This window comes from Streptomyces sp. NPDC036764 (assembly GCF_055609385.1).
This window is the reverse complement of sequence record NZ_JBVJPT010000007.1, coordinates 231427-254013: the sequence shown is the minus strand read 5'-3', so window position 1 is coordinate 254013 and position 22587 is coordinate 231427. Positions and strand designations below refer to the sequence as shown.

18 protein-coding genes are annotated in these 22587 nt (G+C 68.7%); 8 read left to right on the top strand and 10 right to left on the bottom strand.

Features of this window, described 5'->3' with window-relative positions; translation table 11 throughout:
• Window positions 1-131 precede the first annotated feature (131 nt).
• Both ACZ69Q_RS26045 and ACZ69Q_RS26040 read left to right on the top strand, forming a co-directional pair.
• Window positions 132-2714, top strand: a complete 2583-nt coding sequence (locus ACZ69Q_RS26045; RefSeq protein ID WP_471046112.1) for a helix-turn-helix domain-containing protein — start codon at window positions 132-134, stop codon at window positions 2712-2714.
• A gap of 53 nt (window positions 2715-2767) precedes the next feature.
• Window positions 2768-3535, top strand: a complete 768-nt coding sequence (locus ACZ69Q_RS26040; protein ID WP_471046110.1) for a cutinase family protein — start codon at window positions 2768-2770, stop codon at window positions 3533-3535.
• Between the two features lie 56 nt (window positions 3536-3591).
• On the opposite strand, the gene ACZ69Q_RS26035 is transcribed toward ACZ69Q_RS26040, so the two are convergent.
• A complete protein-coding gene (locus ACZ69Q_RS26035; RefSeq protein ID WP_471046109.1) occupies window positions 3592-4416 on the bottom strand; it encodes a class I SAM-dependent methyltransferase in 825 nt (274 codons plus the stop codon).
• A gap of 109 nt (window positions 4417-4525) precedes the next feature.
• On the opposite strand from ACZ69Q_RS26035, the gene ACZ69Q_RS26030 reads away from it, so the two are divergent.
• A complete protein-coding gene (locus ACZ69Q_RS26030) occupies window positions 4526-5008 on the top strand; it encodes an Lrp/AsnC family transcriptional regulator (protein ID WP_471046107.1) in 483 nt (160 codons plus the stop codon).
• Between the two features lie 36 nt (window positions 5009-5044).
• Here ACZ69Q_RS26030 and ACZ69Q_RS26025 read toward each other — a convergent pair whose 3' ends face one another.
• Window positions 5045-5458, bottom strand: coding sequence for an SsgA family sporulation/cell division regulator (locus tag ACZ69Q_RS26025; protein WP_471046106.1), 414 nt, complete (start codon window positions 5456-5458; stop codon window positions 5045-5047).
• A gap of 190 nt (window positions 5459-5648) precedes the next feature.
• On the opposite strand from ACZ69Q_RS26025, the gene ACZ69Q_RS26020 reads away from it, so the two are divergent.
• On the top strand, window positions 5649-7406 hold the full coding sequence (locus tag ACZ69Q_RS26020; RefSeq protein ID WP_471046104.1) for a sigma-70 family RNA polymerase sigma factor: 1758 nt from the start codon (window positions 5649-5651) through the stop codon (window positions 7404-7406).
• A gap of 228 nt (window positions 7407-7634) precedes the next feature.
• A complete protein-coding gene (locus ACZ69Q_RS26015) occupies window positions 7635-9182 on the top strand; it encodes a hypothetical protein (RefSeq protein ID WP_471046102.1) in 1548 nt (515 codons plus the stop codon).
• Between the two features lie 417 nt (window positions 9183-9599).
• Here the strand turns inward: ACZ69Q_RS26015 and ACZ69Q_RS26010 are convergent, their stop codons facing one another.
• Complete coding sequence (locus tag ACZ69Q_RS26010) at window positions 9600-10259, bottom strand: YqeB family protein (RefSeq protein ID WP_471046100.1); 660 nt, start codon at window positions 10257-10259, stop codon at window positions 9600-9602.
• Window positions 10260-10766: 507 nt separating this feature from the next.
• On the opposite strand from ACZ69Q_RS26010, the gene ACZ69Q_RS26005 reads away from it, so the two are divergent.
• A complete protein-coding gene (locus ACZ69Q_RS26005) occupies window positions 10767-11738 on the top strand; it encodes an ankyrin repeat domain-containing protein (RefSeq protein ID WP_471046098.1) in 972 nt (323 codons plus the stop codon).
• 98 nt (window positions 11739-11836) lie between these two features.
• On the opposite strand, the gene ACZ69Q_RS26000 is transcribed toward ACZ69Q_RS26005, so the two are convergent.
• Together ACZ69Q_RS26000 and ACZ69Q_RS25995 are read right to left on the bottom strand one after the other, a co-directional pair.
• Complete coding sequence (locus ACZ69Q_RS26000) at window positions 11837-12085, bottom strand: hypothetical protein (protein WP_471046096.1); 249 nt, start codon at window positions 12083-12085, stop codon at window positions 11837-11839.
• A gap of 306 nt (window positions 12086-12391) precedes the next feature.
• The gene (locus ACZ69Q_RS25995) at window positions 12392-13426 is read right to left on the bottom strand and encodes an SRA domain-containing endonuclease (protein ID WP_471046094.1); all 1035 of its coding nucleotides are present in this window, start codon (window positions 13424-13426) and stop codon (window positions 12392-12394) included.
• A gap of 102 nt (window positions 13427-13528) precedes the next feature.
• Here ACZ69Q_RS25995 and ACZ69Q_RS25990 point away from each other — a divergent pair, with 102 nt between their 5' ends.
• Entirely contained in the window at window positions 13529-14104 is a 576-nt protein-coding gene (locus ACZ69Q_RS25990) for a hypothetical protein (protein ID WP_471046092.1), read from the top strand.
• On the opposite strand, the gene ACZ69Q_RS25985 is transcribed toward ACZ69Q_RS25990, so the two are convergent.
• Window positions 14085-14297 carry a DUF397 domain-containing protein gene (locus ACZ69Q_RS25985; RefSeq protein WP_471046347.1) on the bottom strand — a complete coding sequence of 71 codons (213 nt, stop codon included), beginning with the start codon at window positions 14295-14297 and terminating at the stop codon, window positions 14085-14087. The genes ACZ69Q_RS25990 and ACZ69Q_RS25985 overlap by 20 nt on opposite strands.
• Entirely contained in the window at window positions 14297-15142 is an 846-nt protein-coding gene (locus ACZ69Q_RS25980; protein ID WP_471046090.1) for a helix-turn-helix domain-containing protein, read from the bottom strand. The genes ACZ69Q_RS25985 and ACZ69Q_RS25980 overlap by 1 nt, the downstream gene beginning before the upstream one ends.
• 180 nt (window positions 15143-15322) lie before the next feature.
• Here ACZ69Q_RS25980 and ACZ69Q_RS25975 point away from each other — a divergent pair, with 180 nt between their 5' ends.
• The gene (locus ACZ69Q_RS25975; RefSeq protein ID WP_471046088.1) at window positions 15323-15994 is read left to right on the top strand and encodes an ATP-binding protein; all 672 of its coding nucleotides are present in this window, start codon (window positions 15323-15325) and stop codon (window positions 15992-15994) included.
• Window positions 15995-16006: 12 nt separating this feature from the next.
• Here ACZ69Q_RS25975 and ACZ69Q_RS25970 read toward each other — a convergent pair whose 3' ends face one another.
• From ACZ69Q_RS25970 to ACZ69Q_RS25960, 3 genes are all read right to left on the bottom strand, one after another.
• Window positions 16007-19090: a DEAD/DEAH box helicase gene (locus tag ACZ69Q_RS25970; RefSeq protein WP_471046345.1), complete on the bottom strand. Its 3084-nt coding sequence runs from the start codon at window positions 19088-19090 to the stop codon at window positions 16007-16009.
• 569 nt (window positions 19091-19659) lie between these two features.
• A complete protein-coding gene (locus ACZ69Q_RS25965) occupies window positions 19660-20682 on the bottom strand; it encodes an SEC-C domain-containing protein (protein ID WP_471046086.1) in 1023 nt (340 codons plus the stop codon).
• A gap of 383 nt (window positions 20683-21065) precedes the next feature.
• Window positions 21066-22538: a glycoside hydrolase gene (locus tag ACZ69Q_RS25960; protein WP_471046084.1), complete on the bottom strand. Its 1473-nt coding sequence runs from the start codon at window positions 22536-22538 to the stop codon at window positions 21066-21068.
• Window positions 22539-22587: the final 49 nt, after the last annotated feature.

Sequence of the window (22587 nt, the reverse complement as noted above, 5' to 3'; positions counted from 1 at the left end):
CGATGCCATCGAAGGTGGCCCTGGTGTAGGAAACGTGGACAGGCCATTGAGGAGGTCATATGTGGCCGGTGGCCGCGCTAGAGTCCCTCACCTGCGAAAAGGCGACATCTCAGGGGGAAGGGCCGTGACTTGTGGCCGGTGAGTTCGGCGAGGTGCTGCGACGGCTGCGGACGGGGGCGGGGCTGACCCAGGAGGAACTCGCGGAGCGTTCCGGGGTCAGTGTGCGCACGATCCGGGGCCTGGAAACCGGCAAGCGCACCAACCCGCGCATGACGACGGTGCAGGAGCTGGCCAAGGCGCTTTCGCTACGGCCCCGGGAGCGCGAGGAGTTACTCGGCGCCGCCGTCCCCCGGACCCTGGACGGCGAGCAACCGGCCGAACCCGACGCGGAGCCCGGCGGCGACCCGAGAGACAGCCAGGCCGACGCCTGGACGGACAGTCAGGCCGACGCCCTGGCGGACAGCCGGGCCGACGACCCGACGGGCAGACCCGCCGGCGACCCGACGGAGGACCGCAGCGGTGAGCCGACTGACGACCCGACAGACGACGGGACCGGCGATCCCTCCGACGCCCCAACCACTCCCCGCCCCGGCGATCAGGCCGACGCCCCAACCATTCCCCGCCCCGGCGATCCCTCCGACACCACCCCCGACACCCGGCGCCACCCCCCGACCGACCCCCACCCCCCGACCGACCCCGCCGAGCAGCTCGCCGCTCTCGTCACCGCCCGCTGGCAGCGCGAAGAGGAACAACGTCAGGTCCAGGACCCGTTCCCCCTCCCCGTCCGCTGGGAGACGGCCCCCGAGACGCTGACCGACCACTGGGCCAACATCCTCCGGCTCCCCGCGCAGGCCACGGCCGAGCCCCTCGATCTGGACGGCGAACTCGGTGCGATCGCCGACACCTACCGGCGTATCCCGTCCCGGCGGCTCGTCGTCCTCGGCCGGTCGGGCTCGGGCAAGACGATCCTGGCCCTGCGCTTCGTCCTCGATCACCTCAGGTCGCGCAGTACCTCCGAACCCGTCCCGGTGATCTTCAGCATCGGCGCCTGGAACCCCACCACCATCACCCTGCGCGACTGGCTGGCCGCACGGCTGACGCGGGATCACCCCGGCTACGCCGCCCGCGGCCGGGGCGGGGAGAGCCTGGCCGCGGAGCTGGTCGAGTCCGGCCGCATCCTCCCCGTACTGGACGGCTTCGACGAGATCGCCGACGGCCTGCGCCGCCCCGCGCTGGAAGCGCTCAACGCCACCACCCTCCCCCTCGTCCTCACCAGCCGCCCCGACGAGTACGCCGCCGCGGTCGCCGAGACCGACGTACTGACCGCGGCCGCCGCGATCCGGCTCACCGACCTCACCCTCGACGACCTCGCCGCCTATCTGCCCCGCACCACCCGCAAACCCGGCCGCGCGGACCCCGACGCGAACGCCTGGGACCCGGTGCTGACCGCCCTGCGCGAGCAGCTTGGCGACCGGCCGTCCTCACCTCTGGCCACGGTCCTCAAGACGCCGCTGATGGTCGCGCTCGCCCGCACCATCTACAGCGACACCCCCGACCACGACCCGGCCTCGCTCCTCGACACCGAGCGGTTCGGCAGCCCGGAGAAGCTGGAGGACCACCTGCTCGACAACTTCCTCCCCACCGTCTACCGCCACCGGCTGCACGGCAGTTCGTCCGGCGGAACGCACCAGGGTTTCGACGCCGACCACGCCCGGCACTGGCTCGGCTACCTCGCCCACCATCTGACCCGGCTCAAGACGCCCGACCTCGCCTGGTGGCGGCTCGGCAACGGACTGCACCGCTACACCCGCACCCTCGTCACCGCCGTCGTGCTCGCCCTGACCATCGGCCTCGTCGACGGAGCCATCGGCCTCGCCGTACACGGCATCCTCATCGGCGCCCTCCTGGACGCGTCGGCCGTCGGGCTCCTCGCCGGCCTGATGTTCGGGTTCGTGCACTGGCTGACGTACACGGCCAAGGGCAAGCAGGTCACACCGTCCGCCGTACGCCTGCAGATCCGCCGCCGGCCCGAGGCCACCGTGTGGACGACCGGCCCCCGACTGGTGATCGGCACGCTCGGCGGGGCCGTCTTCGGCTTCGGCTACGGATTCGTGATCGGCATGGTGAGGTCGTACGTCCTGGCGCCCGACCTCTCGGCCATGGTGCATGTCGGGCTGGTCGACGGCCTTGTCTACGGCTCGGTCTTCGGCGCCGCCACCGGGCTGACCTTCTGTCTCCTCGGGCTCCTCGAAACCCCCCTCGACATCGACTCCGCCGTCAACCCGCGCAGCCTCCTGACCACCAACCGCGGCACCGTGACCACCCAACTGCTGGTCTGGGCACCCACCTTCGGAGCGGTGGTCGGATTCGGCAGCGGCGCGGTCGTCGACCTCCTCCAGGGACCGGTGGGCCCCCTCGTCTGGACCTCCGAAGCCTCCCTCCTGCTCGGCGGCATCAGCGGCCTCGGCGGTGCCATCGGCTACGCCCTCACCCTGACCGCCTGGGGCCAGTGGCTCGTCCTCACCCGGATATGGCTGCCGCTGACCGGGCGCCTGCCCTGGGCCGTGCTCACGTTCCTGGAGGACGCCTACCAGCGCGGGGTTCTGCGCCAGGCCGGCGCGGTCTACCAGTTCCGCCACGCACGGCTGCAGGAGCACCTGGCCCGGCACCATCACCGCGCCACCCTTCACGACGATTTCATCGCTCCTCTTTAGCGTCTGGCGCCACAGCACAGGCGAGATCCACCACCAGGACCATGGGGGACACCATGCCGAGCACCAACCGACTCACGCGCCGCGCCAAAACCGTCGCCGTCACGGCGGCGATGACGGCCGCCGCCGCGCTCACACCCGCCGTCGCGCAGGCCGAGGAGGCTCCCGGCCACTACTACATCCAGCTCGGCGGCACCGGCACCGCGCAGCCCGCGCCCCAGTGCACCGGGACGTTCTACTACGCCAACCAGCACCTGGAGGAAGGCGCGAAGGTCGTCCCCGTCTGCTACCCGGCCAGCGCCGGCCCCTGGCTCAACGGGCGGAACAGCCCCGACCTCACCGCGCCGAGCTACGACAGCAGCGTGGCCCAGGGCTACGACAACCTCCTGGCCGCCGTCGAGAAGACCCACCGCGAGGACCCGACCGCACGACTGACCATCGTCGGCTACTCCCAGGGCGCCCAGGCCGCCGACGCGGTCCTGGAGGCCATCGCCGACGGCGGCACCGGCATCCCGCGCGAGCTGGTCGACGGCAAGCTGTACGCCGACCCGAAGCAGCCCGACACCGGCATGTGGTCCAAGGTCCCCAAGGGCCTGGGCGCCTTCGGCTTCACCTCCGCCGGCCCCGGCCCCCGGGAGTTCCCGGGCGTCCCGGTCGCCCGCTTCTGCATCCGCGGCGACCTGGCCTGCGACGCGACGACGCCGGTCAACGCGCTCGACTTCTTCCTCACCGACAAGCACGCGCGCTATGTGCTGGACGGCAACGTCATGTCCAGGACCATCGCCCAGGAGGGCCTGAACGGGGTCTTCTGGTCCGACAACTGACCACCGGGCACAGCCGCAGGGCCGCCGCGGGAGGACGGCCCTTGTGGCCGCCGCTGTCAGTACGGCCGTGAGCGGGCGGCGCGTTCCAGGACGACCGTCCGCATGCCGCCCGTCCCGCTCTCCTCGTGCCGCACCCGCAGCCCGGCCGTGCGGAGCTGCTCCAGCACCCAGGCGTGGGAGAGCCGCAGTTTGCGGTAACTGCGGGCGGTGAGCGTCCAGTCTGCGTCGGGGGCGTCCCGCTCGTGGACCAGGTCGTGCACGACGACCGTGTAGTCGTCGTAGTCGTCCGGGTACTCCAGGAAGCACGTCATGATCCGGTCCTCGGTGGCCCGCACCGGAAGGAATCGGTCGGTGCCGGTGAGCGGGACCGTCAGGTCGCGGTAGGAGAACACGGCCGTCCCCTCGGGCGCGAGGGCCGCGGCGACGTCGGCGAACAGGGCGGCCACGTCCCCGCGGGTCGGCAGATGCGTCAGCGTGTCGCCCAGACAGACGACGGCCCCGGCCGACCCCGGCCGCACCAGCTCCCGCAGCGCGGTCCGCACATCCGCCCGCACAGCCCGCACGCAAGGCAATCGGGCGGCGTGCGCGGCGAGTTCGTCCAGCAGCGGCCGGCTCAGATCGACCGCGAGGACGGAGTCGAAGCCCAGAGCTGCCAGCGCGAGACTGGCGTGTCCAGGACCGCACCCCAGGTCCACGGCCAGCGACCCGGCGGCCGTACCGATCGCCGACCCGGGTGTCACCCCCCATTCGGCGAGAGCGGCACGCTGCCCCGCCGCGAGGGCGTCGAGATCACCGCCGAGCATCCAGGTGTAGTGCTCGGCGAGGAAGCGGTCGTAGTGGTCGACGGCCTGGTCGGCCAGGCGGTTGGCGGCGGTCGTCATGGACGAGGGCTCCCTTCGGTCCGACGGCGGCGAGGGAAATGTAGGGCGGGAAACGGGAGTTGGGCGGCTCGGCCGAACCAAATTCGGTGGCGCGGGAAGAATCACGGCCATGGACGACACTGATTCGGCGATCCTCACCCATCTCCAGCGCGATGCACGGCTCACCAACCGCGAACTCGCCCGCCGGGTGGGCATCGCACCCTCGACCTGCCTGGAACGGGTCCGTGCCCTGCGCGCCCGCGGGGTGATCACCGGCTACCACGCGGCCGTACAGCCCCGCCTGCTGGGCCGCTCGCTCCAGGCCCTGGTCTTCGCGAAACTGCGCCCGCTGAGCCGGGAGGTGATCCACGACTTCGAGGGCTATCTGACCCAGCTCCCCGAGGTCGTCTCGGTGTTCGTGGTCTCGGGCGACGACGACTTCCTCGTCCATGTGGCCGTCCCGGACATCGAGCACCTGCACGCCTTCCTCATGGACCGCTTCAGCGCCCGGCGCGAGGTGGTGACGTTCCGCAGCTCGGTGATCTACCGGCAGACGGGCACCCGCGTCCTGACACCGATGAACGGCGCAGGGCAGGAGGGGGAGCCGCGCTGAACGGGGCCCGACGGGGTCCGGGACCCCCGCCGAGCCTCAGACCCCGTCGAGCAGCGCCATCAGGCCGTCCTCGAGAGCGGGCCCGAGATCCTCGCCGCCCGGTTCGACGACGGCGTACGTACGCGCGAGAAACCGCCGCACGGAGGCCGTACCGAACCGGACCACGGCCGTGCCGTGCGGCGCGCGGAACTCGAAGACGGTGCGGGAGCGCCCGGACGGCCGGATACGGACGTCCCCGATCCCGGCGGCCGCCGCCAGCCCCTCCGCGAGCAGTGACCGGGCGAACGTCCAGGTGACCCCGTCCTCGTCCGCCGAGACGTCCGCCGGGAAGTCCACGTGCACTGCGAGCGGGTCGGCGGCGGCATAGCGCAGGGTGGGGCGGATCGTCAGATCGGGGTGGTCGGGGCTGACGAGGCGGGCACGGACGGACTGTTCCAGGGCGAGACGCATGGTCGGACTTCTCCGGTCCTCGGGGACTGTGCGTCGTCTCGACCGGCCCGGGGGCTTGTTGATTACGCCGAACCGGAACCCCACCCCTGTGATCTACCTCACGCGAACCATTTGCTTGAGATTTTAGTCATCTACGCTGACAAACCCCGTCCGCGCCATCAGCCCAGCAGGCAACCGGAGCGTTCCCGCCATGCCCGACGGTTCCCCCAAGGTGCCCGCCCAGGCGTCACCTCCCGCGTCCGCCACCGCCTCGTACGCCCGTATCTACGAGGAGCAGCAGCCCCGCCTGGTCGCGTTCGCACGCTCGCTCACCCGCAACAACTCCTGGGCGGCCGAGGACCTGGTGGCCGAGGCGCACTTCCGCGTCTGGCGCCGGCTGTCGGAGGGCCACGAGATCGAGAACGTACCGGCGTACCTGATGACGACGGTGCGGCACCTGGCGGCGACCGCCGTCGTCGGCGAGGCGCGCGAAACCCCGCACGACCCGCACAGCGCCGAGCGCACCGAGGTCTCCGTGCACGTGGAGGACGCGGCGGACCCGGCCGAACAGGTCTCGTCCGTCGACCTGTTGGTGCGGGTGCTGGGCCAGCTCCCCGAACGCTGGGTGCAGGCCCTGTGGCTGGCCGAGGCGGAGGGCCAGCCGCTGGAGGCGGTCGGGCAGCGCATCGGCGCCAAGCAGGGCGCGACGGCCGTACTGCTGCACCGCGCCCGCGAGGGCATGCGCCAGGCGTTCCTGCGCTCCCAGACCGGCGCCCCCGACGACCCCGCGTGCGAGGTCCACTGGGTGCGCATGCCGGCGTACGTCCGCGGCAACGCGACGCCCCGCCAGTCGGAACGCCTGCTCGCCCACGTCGACGCCTGCGACGACTGCCGCGGCCGGCTCGCGGTGCTCATGCGCGCCAACGACCGGCTGCCCGCAGTCGTCGGCCCGGCCCTGCTGGTCTTCGCCGTGGGCGGCGCGGGCAAGTTCCTGCTGCCGCTGGCGGCGGGGTCCGCGGGTGCGGCGGGTGCGGCAGGCGCGTTGAGCGGCCAGATCGGCGGCGCGCTGCACGCGGTCCGGCAGGCGGTGAGCGGCGGCGCCGGTACGAAGGCGCCGGCGGCCGTCGCGGCCGGGGCGACCGTGGCGGGCGCGGCCCTCGCGATGATGCTCGCGCTCGGCACGGGCGGACCTGCTTCGACGCCGCCTTCACCGAGGGCGCCGTTGGCGGACGCGCCGGTGGGGGCACGGCCGTCGCAGGCGCCGACGGCTCCGGAGGACGGGGGTCCTGCCGGATCGACGGGGGCGCCTGAGTCGAAGCGGGGTGAGCGGGGGCCGGGGGCTGTTGATGTCGTCGGTGCGGTGGGAGTGGGAGCGGGAGCGGGGGTGGGGACGGGTACGGGTACGGGGGCTGCGGCCGGGTCGGTGACCGTGGGGGAGCCGGTGGCGGTGGAGGACCCCGTGGTGGTGGAGGAGCCGGGCGTCGATGCGCCTGCGCCTCCGGCGCCGGTCGCGCCCGTACCGCCGCCTTTGCCGCCGGCTCCCGCCGAGCCCGAGCCGCCTGTGCCGGCGGATCCTGCGCCTCCGGCGCCGGTCGATCCCGCGCCGGTCGATCCCGCGCCGGTCGAGCCCGCACCGGTCGAGCCCGCACCGGTCGAGCCCGCACCGGTCGATCCCGCGCCGGTCGATCCCGCGCCGGTCGATCCCGCGCCGGTCGATCCCGCGCCGGTCGATCCCGCGCCGGTCGAGCCCGCACCGGTCGAGCCCGCACCGGCCGATCCGGTGTCGGAGACGCCGGAGCAGCCGGAGGAGCCGGAGGCGCCGAGCACCCCTGAGTACCCGGAGACTCCGAGCACTCCCGAGAGCCCGGAGAGTCCGGAGCCCCCGAACGCCCCCGAGAACCCGCAGAGTCCGGGAAACCCGGAGACCCCGGAGAACCCCACGAGCCCCGGAAGCGGGTGCGGGAACTGACCTCCGGTCAGGTGTGACTCACGTCACCGCCCTCCCGTCAAATAGAAAGCGGATGCCACCCCTGTCGTACTGGCATGCTCATGCATGACTACTGGGGGGTAACCACACCACGTCCGCGCCCCGCGCCGGACCGGTCATACCGGCATGCCTACCTCGACGGCCGGCGTGCCCACCCCCATGCGTCACCTCCTGCAGCGCACCCCCATACACCGCTCCCGAGGAACACGCGTGCACAGACCCAAGTTCAAGAGCCACGCCTTACTGTCGGCGATCGCTCTCGCGGCCGTACTGACCACCGGCTGCTCCACCAACTCCCCGACCACCACGGACGCGGCGGCCTCCACGGCTTCGAAGAGCCCTGAGTCCGCCGCCGTCCAGGAACAACTCGCCGTCGTATCGGCCCCGTCCGGCGCGGCCACGCCGTCCGCCGTGGCCGACGGCGACGGGGGAGGCAGGGCGAGGAAGTCCTCCCTCAAGGTCGCCTCGTACGACCGGAAGACCGGCCGGGCCGTCATCACGTCGCCGACGGTCACGAAGCCGACGGCCACCCCGTCGACCGGTTCCCCGGCCGACCCGTCGACCGGTACCCCCGCCGATCCGTCGACCGATACCCCGGCCGACCCCTCCTCCAGCCCTTCGGCCCAACCCCCGGTGGCCGTCGGCGACATCATCGCCAGCGCTCCCGCCCCCGGCGCCCCAGACGGCGTACTGGCCGAGGTCACTGACGTCGTGGGCACCGCGGAGAACGGCGGTACGGCCGTCGAGACGGAACCGGCGAAGCTCAACTCCGTGCTGGGCGCGAGCAAGGCCCAGGGCGAGGTCCCGGTCGACCCGTCGTCCGTCGACGTCAAGCCGCTCATGAACGGCGTGAAGGTCTCCTGGGCGAAGACCGGCGACCTCCACTTCGGCCCCGAGGGCGCGAAACTCCCGCTGGGCAGCCTGCGGATCGACGTCGGCGCGGCGGTCGCGACGGCCGAGGGTGCCCCGGCGTCGGCGGCCGCGTCCGTGGAGGGCTTCGTGCAGCTCGCTCCCGAGGTCGCGTTCTCGTACGACGGCTCCGAGGGCTCCGGCGACTCCAAGGGTTCGAACAGCTCCGGCGTCACGGGCACGTCACCCGGCGCCGCCTTCCTGGGCCTGTCGGGCGACTGGGCCTCCAAGTGGTCCCTGAAGGGCCGCGCGGCCGGCTCGACCGACGGACAGCCGATCCGCATCCCCTTCGCCGAGCTCCACTCCGATCCGGTGATCCAGGTCGGCCCGATCCCCGTCGTCGTCAACCTCGACCTGACCTGCTACATCCAGGTGAACGCGGACGGCAGGGTCACCGTCGACGTCGAGCAGGACCTCAAGGGCGACTTCCGCGTCGGCGGCAGCTTCTCCTGGGCCAAGGGCTGGACCCCGGTCAGCGAGTCCGACATGACGGGCGAGCCCCTGAAGGCCAGGGTCACGGCAGCGGGCGACGTCAAGGCGGCCCTCGGCGCCGAGGCCACGGTCGGTCTCTACGGCACGGTGGGCGTCACCGCCGACCTCGCCCCGTACGTCCGCGCGCACGCCGACGCGTCGGCCGAGGGCTCCGCCGACGGCACGGGCTCGGCAACCGGCGCCTATGCCGTCTACGGCGGTGTGGACCTGACGGGCACGCTCAATTTCCAACTGACCATTTTCGGCACCCCCGTCTTCCAGAAGAGGATCCCGCTGGGCGCCCTCCACCACGAGTGGCTCCTGACGGAGGGCAGGGCAACGGCGACGGCGAGCCCACCGCCGACGAAGTCCGGCTGACCGACTCACCCACTCCGACGAGGTCCGGCTGACCGACTCACCCACTCCGACGACGCGGGCCGCACCGCTCAACACAGTCCGGCGCGGCCCGCGTTGGCGTTCCCGCTCCCGTCCCCGTTCGGCCTCAGTGGGTCAGTCGTCCGAGCTTGAATTCGAGTTCGACCTCGATTTCCCGCTGCTACGGGCCAGCGTCCCCACCACCTCGGCCAGCCCCAGGGTCACGCTGGACACCACGCGCACCCAACGCGGGCCGCCCCGCGACGCCCACACGACACAGACACATCCCCCGACGACGAGCAGCAGAACGCCGACCAAGACGAGCACGATCACGCCCATCCCCCTTCTTCCAGTACGGTCGCCGCCATCCTCTCAGTCGATACGACTGTCGTACCGGAACCCGGCCCCCGGAAGTCGAACTCAGATCCGCACGGGGCTCCGCCAGTACTGCCGCTTCTTCTCATCCCGTACGACGACGCCGAGCCGCAGCAGTTCCGCGCGCAGTTCCCGGGCGTCGTCGGCGCCCTCGTCCTTCTCCCGGGCCATCGCACGAGCCCTCAGCAACGCGTCCGCCCCCTCGGGCAGTCCGGGCATCCCGGGCACCCAGCGCCGGAACTCCTGGCGGTGCGGATCCTCGTCCGCCCACCGGAACCCGTGTGCGGCGCACGCCTCGGCCAGTCGTGTCCAGGCCAGATGGCAGTCCTCCCGGGCGATCTCCATGCCGTCCGGCCCGAGCAGCACGAGCTGCTTGCCGTCCCGCACCACCAGGGCGATCTCGTCGCGCCCGAACTCCAGCGACGAGTCCCTGATGCCGAGCACCACACCCTCGCGGGACACGCGCACCGACAGCGACTCGTGTACCGCGACGAACCCGACCACCAGCCCCAGCACCGCCCCCACCCCGACGGACCCGATGCTCTGCCAAGGCTCCGGCACGGACGCCAGCAGCTCGGCCGGCCCCTGCAAGGGAGCCCACGACAACCTCACGAGCCACTCGGCAAGAAGGGTGACCAGCCCGCCGACACCGGCGCCGCACACCACCCAAAACAGCGTCAGAACCCAGGCCGACTCCTTGAACACGGTGACCCCACCGGCCCCCGGGCCCTCCTTCCTCGGGCTCCCCTTCCTCGGGCTCCCCTTCCTCGGGCTCCCCTTCCTCGGGCTCCCCTTCCTCGGGCTCCCCTTCCCCAGGTCTCCCTTCCTCAGGTCCGCCGGACGCCTGTCCGCACTCCCGATACGCCCCGTCTCCGCCATGTCCCCGTCCGTCCTCATGCCGCGTCAGTTCGAGCGCTCCCGGCCGTACTCGCCGACGCACCGACGTTCTCCCGTGCCGTCGGTTGTCGGTTGCCGGTCGTCGCCGAAATGGCGCAGAGCCGAGTCTGACGAGGGCCCGTGGGCCGTGGGATCGGCCGATGGTCTACGCCGTTGCGACTTTGGTCGCCGAGGCGGCTGCCGCGACTGCGGCGACTGCCGGGCCGCGTGGATTGTCAGTGCCGCCTGCGATGGTGTGAGTGAAAGGGTCGGCCGTCCGTGACAGTGGCAGGCAGCGGATGGGCCGATCGGCCCCGTATCGCGCCTGGAGGAGGCATGGTGACGGCTCGTGAGGACGGCTGGGCAGGCATGGACTGGCGGGGTTGGCAGGACTACGCCGACGTCAAACGCCGTCTGGACGAGGGTGCCGACCCCGAGCGATGGGGCCGCGGAGGGAGCCGCGCACTGCACCGGGCGACCGTCTTCGGCTCACCGGAGGTCGTGGCGGAACTGGCGGGCCGGGTGGCGGATGTGGACGCTCTCGAATACGGCGCCACGGCACTGTGGGAGGCGGTCATGTCCGACCGCCCGGAGAACGCCCGAGCCCTCGTCGCCGCGGGAGCCGACCCCTGGCGCCCCCTGATGGGCGGCTGGTCACCCGGCCGCCTGAGCCTGGCCGGCCCCACCCCAGACCTCTTCCCCCTGCCGCCCGGCGAGGCCGGCCTCACCGACCGCGAGCACGCGGCGGCCCAGGAGGGCAAACGCCTGACCGAGGCCCTGACCGGCATCGACGACGACGGCTTCGGCCTGGCCTGCGTGGCCGGCATCGACGCGGAGGAGGCGGTGAGCCGCCTGGAGGCGACACCGGCGGACGAGGCGGAGGTGGCCGGCATCCTGGACGACCCCTTCGCCGACGACCTGGACGAAACCCTGCACATCGTCGGCGTGACGACGGTCCCCGGCGGCTGCGTGGTGTCCCAGCCCTGGGGCTACGCACCGTCCATGCCCGGCATACACACCCGCCTGTCCCGAGGAACCATCAGCTACGGCCTCTACGCCAACCCCAAGAGCGGCAACCAGGGCAGCATGACGCGAGACGGCGTCATAGAGGGCTGGGACCTGCACCCGGGAGGCGCCCCCGACCCGGACTCCACCCCCGAGGAGGTCCTGTCGGCCTACCTCTTCCGCCACGACGCGGTGGCATACGCATGCGCCTGGACGGGCCTGCGCCCGACGGACGCGCGGGCCATAGTGGGCACGCCGGACAGGTGGGTGGAGCTGCCGAAGCGGGACTACTGGACTCCCTGACCGGCACCGCCCCACCCAAAGCAAGGCCCGGCGCCCGGGCTCGTCGCCCAGGGCACCGGGGCCCATTTCGGTGAACTACCTCACGAAATCGCTCTCGCTCAGTGGTGGCAGTCGGACCCGACGTCGTTGTACATGGCGCCAGGGTTGCCTTCACCGTTGAGCAAGTTCCCTGCAAGACCGGGCAGCACCCCGACCTGGCCGAGAATGTCGATGTTCATGTCGTGAGACTTGCAACCCCCGTGGCCATGGCCGTCGTACGAGGGCTGCGCGGAGGCGGTGCCGGTGGCTATGAGGCTCAGGGACCCGACCATCGCGGCCGCAAGAGCGGCCTTCTGAAGCTTGCGCATGTCTCCTCCTTGGTTCGCGTAGAGCGCGCCATTAAAGATCTACTTAGCGCTCATTTCGGAGGCTAATCCGATATGTCCGCCGGCGCTCATCGAAGCTGCCATACGGACCACGCCCATGAGGGGCAATCAGCTCCGCGCAGCCATGAGGTGGCATCAGCTACGAAGCTCCAGCACCGAAGTCGGCCAGTGGTCGGTCGGGGTCAGCGCACGCACGTTGTCGCCGGTTCACCGGAATGCCCGAAGGGGCGCAGCTCGGCCATGGGATCGGGCTCGTGTCGGCAATATGTCCCAGGAGCTAGCGACGAGCTAGGCGGGCACAGGGCAGTCCAAGCAGCGGAAGGCGCGAGGGGTAATGCCTGAGGGGGTGGTGTTTGCCTCGAACTCAGAGAAGTCGCCGCTGGCGGTGCGATACACCAGGCCAATCCCATGTTCGGCGAGCAAGTTACGGAGATCCTCGCGTGGCAGCTCGGGGGTTAGGACCATCAGATGGAGCGGCTGACTGTGGGCGATGCTTCGCAAGTGGTGCCGTGCTAGCAGGAGTTGAGTCATCGCTTCCGTGACCGACTCGCTGGCCGCACTCCCTGTCGGCTCGTAGACCGTGTTACTCGTTGGGTTATATAGCTCGACCATGAGTTGGGCCGTCGCGTCACGCATTGACACTTCAAGCTGGCCGATCGTTGCTCCGGCAGCGAGTGATCTCTCTTCGAAGATGTCTGCCAAGTCATCGCGAGCGGACGCGACTCGGCCGGCGTCGGTTGGTTGGAGCAGTTGGCGTCGCTGACGTCGAATCGCGCGGGTGGCCCTGCCCGCGCTGCGATTGAATCGGGAGCGAGTGCGGGTGGCGCGCGGGAGGGTGTCCTCTTCCCGCCGAACGGTCAGGCCGGTGGGGCGTAAGCGAAAGACGATTACGTTGCGGTTTGCTCCTACTTCGTCCCTGGCTTCCCTTATTTCGAACGGCTTGCGCACGTCGATCTTGAATTCCCCTACGTAGAGATGTGTCCGAGTGCCGCTACCGGGAACCTTGCCCACGGCGACGAACAGGTGCAGGGTGCGGCCCTTGTCGACGTGTTCCAGGATGGCCTTGTTGCCACCTTCCATGGCTTGATCGCCGCGCTTCCCAGCGCCGGTATAGGTGAACACGGGGCCGATGTCGTCGTCCTCAGCGAGCCACCCGTCGCGGTACCCAAAACGCTCGCCGACCTTGTGGTCGGAGAAGATGAGGACATTCTTCTCCTCGACTGCTGGGCAGATTCCTGCGTAGCTGGCACCGCCAAGTACGGGATGTATTTCTGCGCGCGTGAGGATCTGGCCGGGGCGAGGCCCGGACGTGTGGGTCGTCATGATCCGAGGCTAATGGTCTCGATGGGCACAGAGCGGCAGATCTGATGCAGGTGGCGAGTGAACGACATTGTGACGCTGCACTGATCAGGTGAGGATGGTGCCATGGGTGACGCGACGGCAACAGTCGTAGCAGGTGGCATCGGTCTTATAGCGGCGGTTATCGGAGCTGTGATTGCGGGGAGGTACGCCGAGCGCGGCGCAAAGACAGGCGGACGCAAGGCGGTTGAGGCCGCGCTCGCACAGGTTCAAGGGCAGGCGGCAGCGGAGCACTGGCAATGGGTACGGAGCCAGCGCTACCAGTCCTTTGCCTCTCTCCTTGCGGCCTACACGGCTCTTGACGAGGTGCTCGCACGCATCACGCCGGAGGTTAGAGGTGGAGTTCCACTTGATGTAGCAACTAGGGATGAGCTGCGGCGCGCCATGCTGGAACTGCAAGACAAGACCAGCCTGTTGGCGCTGTGGGGGCCTGATGAAGCGAGGACGCTGGCATACGCCTTGACGCAGAGAGCAGTTGTGGCAGTCAGCTCCATGCTTCAAGCAGAGCGAGTGTCTTCCACGGCTCCGAGCTCAGAGTGGTCAAACTATGAACAGGCGAGGAGTGGCATGACCGAGGGTTATGCCACGTTCCTTCAGAGGGCGGGAGAGATAGTCCGCGATCCTATGCAGGCCGTCGGTTAACGTGCTCGCTTGTCTGGGAAAGAGTGTCTATGAAGCTCTTCCACGTGGCCGAGCTGAGTATGAGCTGCTGCCCTGAGGGGATCTTCGAGTCGCGCACTGCGACAGCCCCCGCGGCCGTGGCCATCTCCAAGCACTCGCCTCCCATGCCGTTGCTGTAGCTGCTCCTCCGCCACGGGGTGCTCGCCGGCGGCATCATCGAGAGTCCTCCAAGAGTCTTGTGATCAGCAAGGTTGACCGGTGAGGGCTCAGTGCCATGGCCCTGAGGTGGTCGAATGCTTTCGTGTAGAGGGCGATGTGCTTGGGCTCTTCGAGGTAGACCGAATCAGTAAGCCCCTCTCGGTAGACCACATCAGGGTCCTCCTGCTCTGGGAAGCCGAGGATCGTGAACGACCCGGTAGTGGGATACGCGCCTGCGTTGAACGGCAGGACCTGGACGGTCACGTTCTTCAGCTTCTGGATTTCCAGCATACGTTCGAGTTGACGGGTCATGACCTGATGGCTGCCGATTGTGTGCAGCAGCGCGCTCTCATGGACGACTGCCCACAGGTCCGGTGCACTCGCGCTGGTCAGGAGTTCTTGGCGACGCATCCGCACGTCGACCATGCGCTGAATGTCCTCGGGGGTGTGGTCGACCCATGCACGACTCAACTCGGTGGCGTACTCCTCCGTTTGTAGCAGGCCGGGGATGAACTCGGCTTGATATGAACGCAGGTCGGAAACTGCCTGCTCAAGGCCAACGTAGACGGAGAACCATGTAGGGATCGCATCGCCGTGTGCGTGCCACCACCCTTTTGTCTTGGACTCCTTGGCTAGCGACTTCAAGAGATCGCGCAGGTCGCCCGGGGCTGCGTAGAGACGACAAAGGGCGTCGACGTCTGAGGGTTGGACGCGCCCCTGCCCTGTCTCCATGCGACTGACCTTGGAGCTGCTCCAGTCCAGTTCCTTACCGACTTGGCTACACGTCAGGCTGCTGTCTTCGCGCAGCCGCTTCAGCTCGATCGCAAGACGACGGCGGCGAGCTGTGGGGGATCCGGCCATGTCAACTCCTCATGGACTAGCGGATGTTCCATCCCAGCGGAAGCGGGTCGAAAGTCCAATCACCCTAAGGGAGGAATCCCGCTGTGCATGTTGCACGGCGGGACATGCACTGCAACTCTCTCACTGAGAGTCACATCAGGTAGCACAATGCGCGACGAAGCGCGTGAGAGGTGGTCCGGGATGATCTACGCCAGTGATTGCGTCGGACGGGAGCCCTGGGTGCATCGGTTCCTTGCTGAGGCGAGTGCACTCTGTGAGATGCGGCGGATGTTGAAGCTCAGACTCATCCTTTGGGGCCTGCACGATCACGCTGACGCAGCGCAGATCTGCCTCTCAGAGCTGGCAACAAACGTCATCCAACACGCCGGTCAGGGAACCCCCGCTACGTTGCGTGTGGCGCTCAACGGGCGGTTTCTGCGGCTGGAAATTGAGGACCCTGAGGCGCGGACATTGCCCATCATGCGTACTGCCGTCGGTGAGTTGGAGTCGGGTCGAGGAATGGCGCTCGTCGATGCCCTCGCGGATCACCGGTGGGGCGTGATCCTTCGAGGAGACTCCAAGGTGGTTTGGTGTGAGCTTTCCACTGAGGATTCCGCTACCTGCGGTCAGGCGAACAGCTCCCACGTCACGCGGGCCGAGGCCATCCTCGGCTTGTACGGATCGTGGAGCCTGCTGCCCAGTGCAGGTATGTCCAGCGATGGCAAGGTGCTGAGTATGGCGGTGGCCGAAGAGGCTGCCATTGGGGTCATGGCCGACTTGCTGCATTGGCTGTGTGCGCATGGCTACGACCCCGATGACGTGCTTGACCGAGCTCAATGTCACTTTGAAGCCGAGATCGGCGAGGCTGTCTGAGGGATGAGTGGGCTAGCCGGCAGCGATGGCCGAGTAGGACCACACATCCGCAGGCAGCTCATAGTGCAGTTGCCAGGTGATGGCCATGGGTTTGCTGCCCTCGTGCCGAACATAGGTAGCGGGCCCGAGCAGCATCCAAGGCTGGGCCTTGCCGATGTCGGTGTCTTTGTAGCGGCGCATGAACAGCAGGACGTGACTTCCGCGTTGAGCGTGTGCCTGGTAGCGCAGGCCGGTGGGCGAGGTGTCTGCGGTTGTGCTCTGTGACTCCCAGTGGAACAGGGAAGGGGCCAACGCGTAGTCCTTGTAGCGGACGGTGGGGGAGAAGTCCTTCTCGTTCTTCTCCAGGGTGATCAGCAGAGCGTCCGTCTGATTCGACTCGTCCCACAGGACACCCTGTGCGAAGGATCCGGGCATCTGACCACCGAGGCGAGCGACGCCGAGTGCGGCCAAGATCTCCGAGCGGTTGTACGCGCTGTGGATCTTCAAAGGGATATGCGCATGCGGGCCCCCCAGAGGAATGGGGAAGTGGTCTGCTTGCCCCATCACATGGTTGAGAACCTGCCGCACTTCGCTACGGAGGGCTCGCTGCTCACGGAGCGAGTCCAACCCTTCTGCATAGGAGCTGAACCCACCAGCCTTGTCCCAAAGATTGAAGAAGAGCATGCGTGCGTACGTTTGGTCTGTCGGACTCAGCGACTCGTACTGCGGGGCGTCATCGCTCAACAAGCGGGCGTAAGCATCGGCTCGTTCGCGGTCGTCGACGTGCAAGAACGCGTGCACGCGCTTCAGCAGGTCTTCCTCGCCTGGCTGTTCCGCTAGGTCGGCTAGGCCGGCTCGGCGTAGGACTGACGTCCACGAGTTGCTCGACTTGTACAGTTCCCGGATTTCGCGACGGCTCTCCCTGAGGTAGTCCGCGAGAAGCGGGGTATCGAAGACCCTCACTTCCTTGGCGAGGGTCTGCACAGTCGCCTTGATCTGGGTGCGGATATTGTCCAGCACCAGATCCTTGGACTTGCCCTCTAGGATGATCTGGCAGCCGGACGGCAGCATGGGGAAGTCATGCTCAACGTGCTCAAGAAGCCGGGTGCGCGACAGGTTGGTCATCGCCCGGAACTGCTCCTCGAAGCGGAACTCGGCGCGGTGCTGACCGATGAAGTCGAGCACGGTGAGCACGGGCTTGTCAGGCGTGCGACGCAAGCCTCGACCGAGCTGCTGTAGGAAGACGGTGGCGCTGCTCGTCGGGCGCAGAAGAAGCAGCGTGTCGACGTCGGGGATGTCCAAGCCCTCGTTGAAGAGGTCCACGGAGAAGATGACTTGGATCTCACCGGCCTTGAGCTGAGACAGCACATGGTCACGGACTTCTGGCCGCGACGCGCTGTCCAGGGCCTCTGCCTTGAAGCCTGCTTCTTGGAAGCACTTCGCCATGAAGTGAGCGTGCTTCCTGCTGACGCAGAAGCCGAGGGCCCGCATGCTCATGGGGTCGGACACTTTGTCCCGTACCTGCTTGATGACGATGCGAGCGCGGGCGTGGTCGGCGGAGAACAAGTCGCCGAGTTGACTCTGGTCGTAGGTCCCAGAACGCCAGTTGAGTCGGGAGAGGTCGGTTCCGTCGGGCACACCGAAGTAGTGGAACGGGCACAGGAGGTCGTTGTCGAGGGCCTCCCATAGCCGCATTTCAGCGGCTATCCGCCCGTCAAAGAAGGCATCCTGAACGTTGAGGCCGTCAGCTCGCTCGGGAGTGGCTGTCAGGCCGAGCAACTGCTTCGGCTTGAAGTGGTTGAGAACGCGGCGATACGTCGTAGCTGTCGCGTGGTGGAACTCGTCGATGACGATGATGTCGAAGTGTTCCGCGCCGAACTGGTCGAGGCGCTGGTCGGTGAGTGACTGGACACTGGCGAAGACGTGCTTCCAGTCACGCGGCAGCTCGCCGGAGAAGAGCGCTTCGCCGAACGAAGCGTCATCGAGCACTTCGCGGTACTTGCGCAGCGACTGCCTAAGGATCTCTTTGCGGTGCGCGACGAAGAGAAGCCGCGGGTACTGCTTGCCGCCCCACTCCTTGTGCAGATTGCGGTAGTCAAGCGCGGCCATGACTGTCTTGCCCGTACCGGTTGCCGCAACAAGCAGGTTGTGTCGGTGGCCGTGAACCTCCCGCGCGACACGTAGCCGTTCCAGCATGTCGGCCTGGTGCGGGTAAGGCCGCACTTCCAGACCGGAGAGGCTGATCTTGGCATCTTGGCTCGACGTCGATCCGCCCGCTGCACGCAGAGCTTCGTCCAATTTATGGGCGTCGCGGTCCGGGTCGTACGACTCAAAAGCGATGTCGTTCCAGTACGCGTCGAAGGTGGCCTCGAACTTGTTCAGTACTGCCGGAGTGGCAACTGACGAAAGGCGCACGTTCCACTCCAGGCCGTCGAGCAGTGCGGCCTTCGAGAGATTGGAGCTGCCGACGTATGCCGTGTCGAAGCCGCTCTGGCGACGGAACAGCCAAGCTTTTGCATGGAGGCGCGTCGAGCGGATCTCGTAGTTGACCTTCACCTCAGCGCCGAAGTCGCGGACGAGTCGGTCGAGTGCATGGCGGTCGGTGGCGCCGATGTACGTGGTGGTGATGACTCGGATGGGGACGCCACGTTCCGCCGCGGCACGGAGGGAGTCTTCGAGTATGCGCAGGCCGTACCACTTCACAAAGGCGCAGAGCAGATCAATGCGGTCAGCCGTAGCTAGTTCGGCACGCAACTCGCTGCCGAGGCTTGGATCGTCGGGGGAGTTGGTGATGAGTGCAGTCTCCGACAGTGGCGTGAGTGGGCGTACCGCGTAGACGCCAGGGGCTTCTTTCTCGGCCAGGGCGAGGAGCTGGCGGGGGCCATCGGCAATGACGTCAACAGCATCGTTGCCGCCGAGGTCGGCCGGGTCAGATGCGAGTGCCTGGATGATCTGATTCGCTACAGCGACGCGCTTGTCATGCGGCAGCTCACTGAGTCGCCGGCTTACTGCTCGGCTGATGTGTCGGGCGAGTACATGGGGTGACGATTCTTCGCTTACCTCGTCATCGATGGCTTTCCATCCTGCCCCGCTCAATTGCTCCATCTGCGCTTGCATGCGCTCGGTGACGAGTTCCTCGTAAACACCCGCGACAGGCTGCGACAGATCCCTCGGCTGAGCCACGCTGATTTCCCCAATCCCCACACAGCAAGGACTCTGTTGTAGCAGGCGGCGCTGACAGCCCCACGGACGACGTGCGTTTCTTCGCAGGCACCGTTGGACCGCCCGCTTCTTGGTCAGTGTCGTGCTTCCGCGAGCCGCCTCAAGGGCGCTTCACTCCGCTGCGCTGCGTTCCGCGTCGGCTGCGCCGATGGCCCTGCGGGCCACCCTTGACCCGGCCCGCTCCAGCACGGGGAAGAAGCGAGCGGGCGGCCCGGAAGGGTGGGTGGCCCAGGTGAGGTGAGGTGCGGTCGGCCGGCTGGTTGGACGTGGTTGGGCGCGCGCTCGCGGTTCGGGGGCACGCCGGGTGGGCTTAGCGGCCGGACTCCGGTGGGTGGCGCGCCGCGGACGTAAGGCCGGTGGGTGGTGCGCCGCGGGTGCGGGGCCGGTGGGTGGTGCGCCGCGGGTGCAGGGCCGCTAGGTGGCGCGCCGCGGGTGCGGGGCAGGTGGGTAGGGAGCTGTGGGTGTTAGGCCGGTGTTTGTACCCCGTGGCACTCCCCGTAGGCCTGGCCCGAACCGCACCAGCATCCCGCCCCCCGCTGCGGCGGCCAAGCCACCGCTCGGCCCCGGGCCGCCAGCGTCGTCGCGTACTGCGGGAGCAAGGTCGCGTCCTCCGGGGAGGAGAGTTCCGAGGCGGCGAAGGCCTCGTAGGAGGGGACCGTGCCCGTGACGATGCCCAGGTTCGGGGTGCCGGAGGCCGACAACTCCCTGAGTGAGCCCTCTATCGTCGTCAGGTGATCCTCGTGGGAGGGGTACTCCGTCGCCAGCGACGGATACGCGGCCAACAGCTCCGTCAGTTCCCCCGTCGGCCAGTGCAGGACCGCCACCGGGAACGGACGGGACAGGGCCTCCCGGTACGCGCCCAGCTCTGCCCGCAGGCGCGAGATCTCCGCCTCCAGTTCGGCCGGGTTGTCCGAGCCCAGGGACCACACGCGCTTGGGGTCGTGCAGTTCGTCCAGGGAGACCGGCATCGAGTGGAGGGTGTCCGCGAAGGTGTCCCACTCGTCGTGGGGGGCGCCCAGCATGCGGCGGACCCGGTGGCGGCCGAAGAGGAGGGTGTGGGTGGCGTACGGGGGCTCCGGGACGTCTGTGAGGAGTAGGCGTACTCCCTCGGTGAACGTCTCCTGCGCCTGCTCCAGCTCGTCGTGGGACTCCAGTGCCTCCGCCACGATCACCCAGGGGGCCGGGTCGCGCGGGGACGCCGCCCGGACGCCGTCGATGATCGCGCGGGCCTCTGCCTCGTGGCCGTACTCCCACAGGTTCGAGGCCTTCAGGGCCCGTACCAGGTGGGGGTGGTCCAGGGGCGTCGACGACGACAGCAGGCGGTCGTAGAGCGCGGTCGCGGCGGGGCGGTCGCCGGACAGTTCCAGGTGGGCCGCGGCCCGCAGCAGCAGGGCCTCGGCGTCCTCCGGATAGAGGCCGGCGGTTCGCTCCAGGCGTGCCGCTTCGGCGGTGTGGTCGACGTTTTCGGCAGGCGTGTCGGGGCGCATGGGGGACACCGTACTGCCCATGGCTGACGGAGGAGAGAACAGAGGGGGGAAGAGGGTGCAGATATTGCCTGGTCGAGGCGTCGCCGCCGGAGAGGGTCGGAGGCCTTCAGCTCGTCGGCTCTACGCCGGGCACAGCAGCGCCAGGCTCGTCGGCTCTACGCCGGGCACAGCAGCGCCAGGCTCGTCGGCTCTACGCCGGGCACAGCAGCGCCCGGGCTTTCAGCGGATGGCTCGGTCAACCGGTCCGGCGCCGGGAGGGCTCGGCCGCGGCCGGTCGGCGCCCCCGCGCGCCGGTCCGGTGCCCGCGTTCATCCGTGTCCCTTCCGTGGCCGTCACCTTGCACACGACGTACCGCGAGCGCCGGCGGCGTCACACCCCCCGCGTCAGATCACCACCCCGTCGATCTGCAACGTCTGCACCGACTGCGCCGCGAACGGCACCGCCACCGACTTTCCGCTCAGGCGCGTGTTCGAGTACGACCGGTATTGGTCGCCGCCCGTCGTCACCGTGTTCCAGCGCGGGACCAGGCCGTCTGTGCCGCCGGAGACCGTGGTGAAGCGGGAGAGGTCGAAGGTGAGGGTCTGGGCCGAGGTCGATGTGTTCACCGCGACTATCACCAGGCGGCGGGCGGAGGCGTCGTAGGCCGCCGCCGCGTAGCTCACTCCCGTGTCCAGGATCCGCATGCCGGGGCGGATATGGCGGCTGAACTGTGCCATTACGTAGTACTTGGTCTGGATTGTCGTCGGCTGGAGCGTGTTCGCGTCGTACGCGATCAGTGCCCAGCCCGTCGTCGGGTCCATGACCTGCCAGTAGCACCAGGCCGTCGGGTGCAGCCAGCGGAAGTCGTAGCAGAGGTTGGAGGCGAGGGTGAGGCCGGTGCCGTCGCCGTCGCCCGTCTCCGAGTTCCACAGCTTCTTGCCGGATGTGGTGACCACGTCCGTGTAGAGGAGGTCGCGGCGGCCGCCCGAGCCCTGATAGCCGTGCACGTTGACCTGGCTGACCAGGGCCTTGGTGGCGGAGTTGTACGACGACCACGTCGAGCGGGCCGTGTCGTAGTTCGTCTCGTCCGAGGCCGAGATACGGATGCCCGACAGGCCGCGCTTGTCCAACTCGCTGCGCATATACGGGAGTACGGCCGCCTGGACCGCCGGGTCCATGTGGCAGCCCTCCTGGGTGCCGGTGGCGGTCCACCAGTTCGACGCCGGCTCGTTGAAGGGGTCGACCGTCGCGAAGTTCACGCCCCAGTTGTTCTTCGCGTACAGGGCCGTCGCCGCCAGGTGCGAGGCGTGCTGGCGGTAGTTCCAGGTCTGGAGGTTGTTGCCGCCGTTCGCCGCGCCGGAGGGGTTGTGGTTGGAACACATCCACCACATGGGGGAGTTGGCGAAGAGCTCCGTGGTCGCGCCGCGTGCCGTCGCCTTCTGCAGCATCGCCCGCTGGGTCGCGTCCGCGCTCCAGTTCCAGGCCGAGGAGGTGGGGTCCTCGTTGTTCCAGTCCTGCCAGAAGCCCTCGATCTGCTTGAAGCCGGGGATGTTCGGCGACTCGGCCATCGTCTCGCCGTTCACGCTGTTCCAACTGCACGCGCCGAGGTTGTAGCGGGCGATGTTGAGGCCGAGGCCGGGCAGGGTGGTGCCGTTGTAGGTCACCGACTTGGTGGTGAAGAAGAGGTCGGCGAAGTCGTCCCGGGCGCCGAAGACGTTGGCCCACCAGGCCAGCGAGGTGCCCCAGCCCTCCCAGGTGCCGTACGACGTGCCGGGGTTGACGGCGATGGTCGCGTCCGCGTGTGCGGTGCCCGTGGCCAGGGCGCTGCCGAGGAATGCGCCGCCTGTCGCCGCCAGCAGAGTTCTGCGTCGGATCATGACTTCTCCGCTTCGCTCAACGGCCGGTCGTCGTCGAACCGGCGTCGTG